Annotated in this window: 11 protein-coding genes; 8 read left to right on the plus strand and 3 right to left on the minus strand. The window is 71.1% G+C overall.

The window, feature by feature from the left end:
* Both VLF38_RS02480 and VLF38_RS02485 read left to right on the plus strand, forming a co-directional pair.
* Positions 1 to 246, plus strand: a 246-nt coding sequence (locus VLF38_RS02480) for a molybdopterin dinucleotide binding domain-containing protein (protein WP_325269711.1), incomplete at its 5' end; no start/stop codon positions are given.
* On the plus strand, positions 243 to 794 hold the full coding sequence (locus VLF38_RS02485) for a TetR/AcrR family transcriptional regulator (protein ID WP_325269712.1): 552 nt from the start codon (positions 243 to 245) through the stop codon (positions 792 to 794). The genes VLF38_RS02480 and VLF38_RS02485, both read left to right, overlap by 4 nt.
* Here the strand turns inward: VLF38_RS02485 and VLF38_RS02490 are convergent.
* Positions 767 to 2005, minus strand: a complete 1239-nt coding sequence (locus VLF38_RS02490; protein ID WP_325269713.1) for a YibE/F family protein — start codon at positions 2003 to 2005, stop codon at positions 767 to 769. The two genes, VLF38_RS02485 and VLF38_RS02490, sit on opposite strands and share 28 nt — an antisense overlap.
* Positions 2006 to 2106: 101 nt before the next feature.
* Here VLF38_RS02490 and VLF38_RS02495 point away from each other — a divergent pair, with 101 nt between their 5' ends.
* The 4 genes from VLF38_RS02495 to VLF38_RS02510 are packed head-to-tail and all read left to right on the plus strand — an operon-like array spanning position 2107 to position 5402.
* Positions 2107 to 3114, plus strand: a complete 1008-nt coding sequence (locus VLF38_RS02495) for a metal ABC transporter substrate-binding protein (RefSeq protein WP_325269714.1) — start codon at positions 2107 to 2109, stop codon at positions 3112 to 3114.
* The gene (locus VLF38_RS02500; RefSeq protein ID WP_325269715.1) at positions 3111 to 3953 is read left to right on the plus strand and encodes a metal ABC transporter ATP-binding protein; all 843 of its coding nucleotides are present in this window, start codon (positions 3111 to 3113) and stop codon (positions 3951 to 3953) included. Before VLF38_RS02495 ends, VLF38_RS02500 begins: the two co-directional genes overlap by 4 nt.
* Positions 3950 to 4957, plus strand: a complete 1008-nt coding sequence (locus VLF38_RS02505; RefSeq protein ID WP_325269716.1) for a metal ABC transporter permease — start codon at positions 3950 to 3952, stop codon at positions 4955 to 4957. Before VLF38_RS02500 ends, VLF38_RS02505 begins: the two co-directional genes overlap by 4 nt.
* Positions 4944 to 5402, plus strand: coding sequence for a transcriptional repressor (locus tag VLF38_RS02510; RefSeq protein ID WP_325269717.1), 459 nt, complete (start codon positions 4944 to 4946; stop codon positions 5400 to 5402). Before VLF38_RS02505 ends, VLF38_RS02510 begins: the two co-directional genes overlap by 14 nt.
* On the opposite strand, the gene VLF38_RS02515 is transcribed toward VLF38_RS02510, so the two are convergent.
* A complete protein-coding gene (locus tag VLF38_RS02515) occupies positions 5389 to 6177 on the minus strand; it encodes an isoprenyl transferase (RefSeq protein ID WP_325269718.1) in 789 nt (262 codons plus the stop codon). The genes VLF38_RS02510 and VLF38_RS02515 overlap by 14 nt on opposite strands.
* A gap of 157 nt (positions 6178 to 6334) precedes the next feature.
* On the opposite strand from VLF38_RS02515, the gene VLF38_RS02520 reads away from it, so the two are divergent.
* A complete protein-coding gene (locus VLF38_RS02520; protein ID WP_325269719.1) occupies positions 6335 to 6844 on the plus strand; it encodes a MarR family transcriptional regulator in 510 nt (169 codons plus the stop codon).
* A 15-nt stretch (positions 6845 to 6859) separates the two neighbouring features.
* Here the strand turns inward: VLF38_RS02520 and recO are convergent, their stop codons facing one another.
* Entirely contained in the window at positions 6860 to 7603 is a 744-nt protein-coding gene (gene recO, locus VLF38_RS02525; RefSeq protein ID WP_325269720.1) for a DNA repair protein RecO, read from the minus strand.
* Positions 7604 to 7634: 31 nt separating this feature from the next.
* On the opposite strand from recO, the gene VLF38_RS02530 reads away from it, so the two are divergent.
* Entirely contained in the window at positions 7635 to 8123 is a 489-nt protein-coding gene (locus VLF38_RS02530) for a hypothetical protein (RefSeq protein ID WP_325269721.1), read from the plus strand.
* Positions 8124 to 8165: the final 42 nt, after the last annotated feature.

Consider the following 8165-nt stretch of genomic DNA (forward strand, 5'->3'; position numbering starts at 1 on the left):
GGCGACTCGCTGCGCATCATCACCGAGAAGGGCACGGCCGTCGCCGTCGTCGAGGTCACCGACCAGATGCAGGCGGGCCACGTCTCGCTGCCGAACGGGCTCGGGGTCGAGCACGCCGACGGTACGCCGGGCGTCGCGCCGAACGAGCTGACCTCGCTGCACCACAAGGACTTCCTGGCCGGCACACCGTGGCACAAGTACGTCCCCGCCCGCCTGGAGTCGGTCGGACTGGAGCCGGTCGGATGAGCGCCCGCGACGCCATGGTCGCCAGCGCCGCCGCCCTCTTCCGCGAGCGCGGCGTGGCCGCCACGTCGCTCCGCGACGTGGTGGAGCATGCGAAGGCTCCCCGCGGATCGATCTACCACCACTTTCCCGGCGGCAAGGCCGAGCTCGCCAGCGCTGCGACCGCGATGGCCGGAGACTTCATCGGGCAGCTCCTCGCCGACCTCCTCGAGGGCGGGGACCCGGCGCACGCCATCGCGACCTTCGTCGACTACTGGAAGCAGTCGCTCATCCGCCAGGACTTCGCCGACGGCTGCCCGGTCGCGGCCGCGGCCGTCTCCCCCGAGGAGACCGACGACGCCCGTGCGACTGCCGGCCGGAGCTTTGCCCGCTGGCAGGGGCAGATCGCGGACGCGCTGGTCGGCCGCGGCGTGCGGGCCGGCCTCGCCGCCGACCAGGCCGGGCTCGCCGTCGCCGCGGTCGAGGGAGCCCTCATCGTCGCGCGGGCACAGCACAGCACCGAACCTCTCGAGCGAGTCGCCCGTCAGCTCGTGCGACTGCTCTCGACGTGAGCAACGCGGCGCCCGGCGTACGTCGGGCCGGTCACCGTCAGCGCAGCGATGGCCGTGGTCGCCGGCATCGCCAGCACGAGGCCGATGCTCGTCGCGAGCGTCATCACGGCCTCCTCGGCGAACTCCTCGGTGAGCAGCATGTCGACCAGCGACCGGTCGTAGAGGGCGACCAGCAGGAGGGTGCCCAGCGCGGTGCCGGCGTAGACGAAGACGATCGTGTAGATGGTCGAGGCGATGTGGTCGCGGCCGATCCGCATCCCGCTCGCGAAGAGCTGCGCACGCGTCATCGTGGGTGAGGCAGCACGAAGCTCCCAGACCGCGGAGGACTGGGTGATGGTGACGTCGTTGAGGACACCGAGGCCCGCCACGATGATCGCGGCGACCAGTAGCGCCTGGAACTCCAGTCCGTCCGCGTTGGCCACGAGTGCCTCCGCCGTCTCCCCTCCCATGCCGCTCAGCCGGGCCGACCCGACGGCGTACACGCCGAGGGCCGCGGTGATCAGCAGGCCGACGAGGGTGCCCGCGAGGGCGGTGCTCGTGCGCACCGAGACGCCGTGGGCGAGGTAGAGCACGACCAGCATGATCGCCGACGAGGCGGTGAGCGCCGCCCAGATCGGCGAGGCCCCCTCCAGCAGGGTCGGCACCATCCAGAAGCCGAAGATCGTCGCCGCCACCCCGAGTCCGACCAGCGCCAGCAGTCCGCGCCAGCGCGCCACGACCGCCACCACGAGCACGAACGCTGCCGCGAGCACCCCGATCGGGACGTTGCGCTGGGTGCCCCAGTAGGAGTAGATCGCCGAGCCGTCGGGCGTGGGCACCTTGGCCAGGGAGACCCGGTCGCCGGGCACGAGGCCGGACCGCGTGGCGCCCGGCTCGGCCTGCACCGTCACCGTGGCACCGGAAGCGAGCTCCACGTCGAGCTCGTTGCAGTGCGGCGGCATCTGCGGTGGCGGCGTCGCGTCGGCCGAGGCGTCCGCCATGATCACCGGGCAGGGCTCGTGGACCTTGACCACCGTGGCACTGGGGTAGGTGATGCCCTCGACGGCGTACTGCGCGTGCGGACCCTTCCCCTCGGGCCAGAGCGCGACCAGGCCCACGACCGTCGCCACCGCCACCAGGGCGAGGAAAGCAAAGAGGAGCGCGCGCGGCCCCGATGCGGTCTCGACATCGGCGTGGTCGTGCGCGTGGAGGTGTGAGTGCGAGCCGCCCATGCGGGCAATCTGCCACCCGACCCCTGAGGACGCGGCACCGGGTCCGGTGCTCGGGCACGGCGAAATTGACAATGATTCTCAAGTGTCTGAGAATCGTTCTCATGTTCTCGCCTGCCACGCGCTCCGTCGCCCTCGCCGCCACCGCCCTCCTTGCCGGGATCTCGCTGGCGGCCTGCTCCGGTGGCGACGACCAGGATTCTGGTCGTCTCCAGGTCGTCGCCGCGTTCTACCCGCTGCAGTACGCCGCCGAGCGCGTGGCGGGCGAGCACGCCGACGTCAGCAACCTGACCCAGCCGGGCAAGGAGCCGCACGACCTCTCGCTCTCCGTGAGCCAGGTCGCCGACGTCGCCACCGCCGACCTCGTCGTCTTCGAGGACGGGTTCCAGGCAGCCGTCGACTCCGCCGTCGAGGAGGACCGCGACGGTCCCTCCGTCAACGCCGCAGACGCCGTCGAGCTGAAGCCGGCGGGTAGTGAGGGCCACGAGGAGGAGCTGCCCGAGGGTCACGAGGGTGAGAGCGCCGAGGAGCACGCTGCCCACGAGGAGGAGGAGGACCACCACGAGCACGAGCACGAGCACGAGCACGGCGACCTCGACCCCCACTTCTGGCAGGACCCCCTCCTCGTCGCCGACCTCGGTGACGCGATCGCGAAGAAGCTCTCCGGAATCGACCCGGCCCACGCCGATGACTTCGCGGCCAATGCTGCCGCGTTGCGCAGCGACCTCGAGGCCCTCGACGGCGAGTTCTCCACCGGCCTGCAGGGCTGCGAGCGCGACACCGTCGTCGTCAACCACGACGCCTTCGGCTACCTCACGAAGTACGGCGTTCACCTCGAGGCGATCTCGGGCCTCGCCCCCGACTCCGAGCCGAACGCCGCGACGATCTCGGACCTGCACGACCTGATCAGGGAGCACGGCATCACGACCGTCTTCTCCGAGACGCTCGTCAGCCCGCGCGCCGCAGAAGCGATCGCCGGTGACCTCGGCATCGAGACCGCGGTGCTCGACCCGCTCGAGGGCCTCACTGCCGAGGCGGAGGAGAATGACGGTGACTACCTGACCGTCATGCGCCAGAACCTCGCCGAACTGAAGAAGGCCAACGCCTGTTGAGCACCATCCCCCACGCACCGGACCTCGATGACGCACCCGTCGTCGAGGTACGTGGTGCCTCCGTCTCCCTTGGCGGCCGCCCCATCCTGCGCCGCGTCGATCTCATGGTCCGCCCGGGCGAGTTCGTCGCGCTGATGGGCGCCAACGGCTCGGGCAAGTCGACCCTGGTTCGCACGATGACCGGCCTCCACCCGGTCGTCGCAGGCGAGGTCCGGGTCTTCGGCACGCCGTTGGAGCGGTTCCACGAGCGCCAGCGGCTCGGCTTCGTCCCGCAGCGCTCGGGTGTCGGCGGCGGCGTACCCGCGTCGGTGTGGGAGGTCGTCGCCTCGGGCCGGCTCACCCGGCGCCGGCGCCTGCGGCCCTTCCGCGCTGCGGACCGTGCCGCGATCCGCGATGCGCTCGAAGTCGTCGGCCTCTCGCACCGATTGCGTGACGGCGTCTCCACGCTCTCCGGTGGCCAGCAGCAGCGCGTACTGATCGCCCGTGCGCTTGCCGGCGAGCCGGAGTTGCTCTTCCTCGACGAGCCGACCGCCGGCGTGGACCTGCCCAACCAGATCGCCCTCGCCGAGGCGCTCGAGGTCCTCAAGCAGCGCGGCGCCACGATCGTGCTCGTCGCCCACGAGCTCGGTCCGCTCGCTCCCCTCGTCGACCGGGCCGTGGTGATGCGCGACGGCCGCGTGGCGTACGACGGCCCGCCGCTCGCCGACCACGAGGTGCACAACCCGCTCTTCGGTGAGATCCACACCCACCACCACCCCGAGGCGGAGTCTGTGAAGCCGCACCGCCCCCAGGTCGCCTCGCCCCTCGACCCGCGCGACCACCCGGAGGCGGGCCGATGAGCTACCTCCTCTCCGTGCTCACGATGGAGTTCATGGTGCGCGCGCTGATCGCCGCCGTCTTCACGGGCCTCGCGGCTCCGGCGATCGGCACCTACCTCGTACAGAAGCGGCTCGCGCTGATGGGTGACGGCATCGGCCACGTCGCCGTGACCGGAGTCGCACTCGGCCTGCTCCTGCAGGCCTCCCCGACCTGGACGGCGGTCGGCGTGGCCGTCGCCGGTGCGGTCGTCATCGAGCTGATCCGCGAGCGCGGCACCACCAACGGTGACGTCGCGCTCGCCCTGCTCTTCTACGGCGGCCTTGCGGGCGGCCTGATGATCACCGGTGTCGCAGGCCAGAGCACCCAGAGCCTGCAGGCCTACCTCTTCGGTTCGCTGCTCAGCATCGGCTGGACCGACGTCGCCGCCACGGTTGCCCTCGCGACGGTGGTGCTGGCGCTCTGCATCGGTCTGGGACCGCAACTCTTCGCCGTGGCCCAGGACCCCGAGTTCGCGCGGGTCGCGGGCATCAAGGTGCGGTTCTACAACGTGCTCGTCGCTGTTCTCGCGGCCGTGACCGTGACCCTCGCGATGCGCACCGTCGGCCTGCTCCTGGTCTCTGCGCTGATGGTGGTCCCGGTCGCCACCGCCCAGCAGGTGACGCGGTCCTTCCGCACCACCCTGGTCGCGGCGATGGGGCTCGGCGTCGGCTCCGCCCTCGGCGGCCTGATCGCCTCGGCGTACCTCGCGGACCTGGCAGACGTCCCGCCCGGGCCGACGATCGTTCTCGTCGCGCTCGCGGCGTTCGCGCTGGCCTGGCCGCTCGGCGTCTGGCTGCGCCGCCGCCGCCAGCACGTGGAGCCCTTCGCGCCGCTGGAGCCGCTGGCGCACGAGGTGACGGGCGACCACCCGCACGTCCACGGCGAGGACTGCGGGCACCTCGCGATCCCTCACGGAGACCACGTCGACTACGTCCACGACGGACACCGCCACGCGCCGCACGGAGAGCACTATGACGAGCACTGAGCCGACGCACGGGCACCGTCACGGCTCCGGGCCGGGTGACCCCGCCGCCCCGACGGTACGGCCGACGAAGCAGCGCCGGGCCGTCGCCGAGGCGCTCGCCAGCTTCGAGGACTTCCGCAGCGCGCAGGACATCCACGTCCAGCTCACCCAGCGCGGCGAGAAGGTCGGTCTCGCGACGGTCTACCGGACGCTCCAGCTGCTCAGCGACTCCGGTGAGGTCGACATGCTGCGCAACGAGGACGGCGAAGCGCTCTACCGTCGATGCGGCATGCCGTCGCGGCACCACCACCACCTGGTCTGCCGTCAGTGCGGCGCCACCGTCGAGGTCGAGGGGCCGGCCGTCGAACGCTGGACCCGGTCGATCGCGGCCGAGCACGGCTACGACGACATCTCGCACACCCTGGAGCTCTTCGGGGTCTGCCCCCGCTGCGTCAGCTCCCGCTGACCTCGTTGGGCACCGCACCGCCGTAGCGCCGGTCGCGGCGGGCGTACTGGTCGCAGGCCGCCCAGAGGTGGCGCCGGTCGACATCGGGCCAGAGCACATCGGTGAAGACGAACTCGGAGTACGCCGACTGCCAGGTGAGGAAGTTGGAGAGCCGCTGCTCCCCCGACGTCCGCCAGATCAGGTCGGCGTCAGGGAACTCCGGCACGTAGAGGTGCCGCGCGATCGTCTTCTCGTCGATCTTCTCGGGGTTGAGCCGGCCAGCGGCCACCTCCCGCGCGATGGACTTCGTGGCGTCGACGAGCTCGGGGCGCCCGCCGTAGTTGATGCACATCGTCAACGTGAGCACGTCGTTGTCGCGCGTCATCTCCTCCGCGACCCGGAGCTCCTTGATGACCGACTTCCACAGCCGCGGCGCACGTCCGGCCCAGCGCACGCGGACGCCGAGCGCATGCATCTCGTCGCGTCGCCGGCGTACGACGTCGCGGTTGAAGCCCATCAGGTAGCGGACCTCGTCGGGTGAGCGCGACCAGTTCTCGGTCGAGAACGCGTAGACGGTCACGGCCTTGATGCCGAGCTCGATCGCACCCTCCATGACGTCGAAGAGCGCGAACTCACCCTGCGCGTGCCCGGCGTTGCGCGGCAGCCCGCGTTCCTTGGCCCAACGGCCGTTGCCGTCCATGACGATCGCGACGTGCTCGGGCACCAGCTCGGCCGGGATCGGCGGCGGCTTCACACCGGACGCGTGCGGCTGGGGCGTGGCGTAGCGACGGGTCACAGCGGAAGCCTAGGCTGTCTCCACGACGCCCGGCACGCGGGCGACCCGCGCCGCGAAGACGGATCCGACCATCCGACACGCGGCCGGATTGACACTCGGGTAACTTCGATCATGCACACTGTGACCGAACCGTGACCTTTGAGTGCGAAGAGGACCCGTGGAGCCGAAGACCCCGAACGACGTGATCGAGCAGCAGCTCACCCGGATGATGCGTCGCAGCAACGCGATCCACGTCAGCACTGCCAGCGGCGAGGTCGCGCTGGAGCGCTCCAGCTACGGCATCCTCTGTCTGCTCGCCGACGAGGGACCGCAGCGCCTGGGGTCGATCGCCTCGGCGTTCCACCTCGACCCCTCGACGGTCACCCGTCAGGCCCAGGCCGTCGTCAAGCTCGGTCTCGCCGCGAAGAAGACCGACCCGGGCGACCGGCGGGCGACGCTCCTCAGCCTCTCCGAGTTCGGTGAGCGCGCCATCAAGGAGGCCCGCGACTTCCGCCGCCAGGCCCTCGACCTGCTCCTCGCCGAGTGGTCGCCGGAGGAGGTCGAGCAGTTCGGCCGCCTGCTCGGCAAGTTCAACAGCACCATCGACCAGTGGGAGACCGGCGCGGTCCCGACCGCGATCACCGACCACCCGCTCGGCGAGGCCGGACGCCCGCGCCAGGACGCCTGACCGCCGTACTCCGGATCAGCGCTCGACGTACGCCAGGGAGCGCAGGCCGCGCTCGACGTGCCACTGGAGGTACGCCGAGACCAGGCCCGTCGCCTCGCGCCGGTGGCGGGGGTCGCTGGCGTTGACCGTCGGCCAGTCGCCGGCGAGCAGGGCGCCGAGCAGGGTGATCGTCTCCGGTTGCGGGTGGGCCGAGCCCGGCAGCTTGTCCTTGGGACAGAGCACGCCGCCCGCTGCGGGGTGGAACCACCGGTGCGGCCCCATCTCGCCGCACCGGGCGCACGCGTCGAAGCTCGGTGCGTAGCCGGCGACCGACAGGCTGCGCAGCAGGTAGGAGTCGAGCACCTGGCTGTGCGGCTTCTCGACGGTGGTGTCGTCGTTGCCCGTGAGCGCACGCAGGCCGCCCACCAGCAGGAGGAACTGCTGCAGTGCCGGCTCGCGGTCCTCGGTGATGATCCGCTCGGCGGTCTCCAGCATCGCGGTGCCCGCGGTGTAGCGCTCGTAGTCCAGGCCGAGGTTGGCCGGGAACGGCGTGATCGTGACCGCCTGCGTGATGGTGTCGAGGTTGCGCCCCTCGGCCAGCTGCAGGTCGACGTGGCTGAACGGCTCCAGCCGGCTCCCCCACCGGCTGGTGGTCCGGCGTACGCCCTTGGCCACCGCCCGGATCCGCCCCTGGTCACGGGTCAGGAGGGTGATGATCCGGTCGGCCTCACCCAGCTTGTGGGTGCGCAGCACGACGGCCTCGGCGCGGTAGAGGGGCACCGTTCCATTGTCGCTCGTTAGGGTGCGGTTCATGAGCGCGACCCGCCCTGACGCCAGTCCGATGGCACGCCGTACGCCGTCGTCGTCTCCGTACCCGGTACCGGAGGGGGTGTCGCCCGTCGCCGCTGACGTGGGTCCGGGTGTCGGTGAGGAGTTCGGCAGCGGACCGCAGCGGGCACCCGGCAAGCCTGCGGCTCCCCCGGTGACGTTCGTCGACTGGCTCATGCTGGTGCTGGCCGTCGTCTCGGTCGCGCTGCTGGTGTGGATCTGGTTCTTCGACGTGAGCGAGCAGACGGCTGACCGCGTGATCGTCGCCGACACGGTCATCTGCGGAATCTTCTTCGTCGAGTTCTGCGTACGGTGGCGCAGGTCCGGCATGGGGCTCCGCTTCCCGGTCGTCTACTGGTACGAACTGGTCGGCATGATCCCGGCCGCGGTGCCACTGCCCGTCAACGACGCCTACGCGCGCTTCTTCCGGCTGATCCGGATCTTCGTCGTGATCTCGCGGCTCCCCCGGTGACGTTCGTCGACTGGCTCATGCTGGTGCTGGCCGTCGTCTCGG

It is taken from the genome of Nocardioides sp., from assembly GCF_035481145.1.
In the GTDB taxonomy this organism is placed as follows: Bacteria; Actinomycetota; Actinomycetes; order Propionibacteriales; family Nocardioidaceae; genus Nocardioides.

Bases quoted from the DNA above. Each gene is read 5' to 3' on its own strand.
- VLF38_RS02485 (WP_325269712.1), top strand. From the start codon at position 243: ATGAGCGCCCGCGACGCCATGGTCGCCAGCGCCGCCGCCCTCTTCCGC.
- VLF38_RS02490 (WP_325269713.1), bottom strand. From the start codon at position 2,005: ATGGGCGGCTCGCACTCACACCTCCACGCGCACGACCACGCCGATGTC.
- VLF38_RS02495 (WP_325269714.1), top strand. From the start codon at position 2,107: ATGTTCTCGCCTGCCACGCGCTCCGTCGCCCTCGCCGCCACCGCCCTC.
- VLF38_RS02505 (WP_325269716.1), top strand. From the start codon at position 3,950: ATGAGCTACCTCCTCTCCGTGCTCACGATGGAGTTCATGGTGCGCGCG.
- VLF38_RS02510 (WP_325269717.1), top strand. From the start codon at position 4,944: ATGACGAGCACTGAGCCGACGCACGGGCACCGTCACGGCTCCGGGCCG.
- VLF38_RS02530 (WP_325269721.1), top strand. From the start codon at position 7,635: ATGAGCGCGACCCGCCCTGACGCCAGTCCGATGGCACGCCGTACGCCG.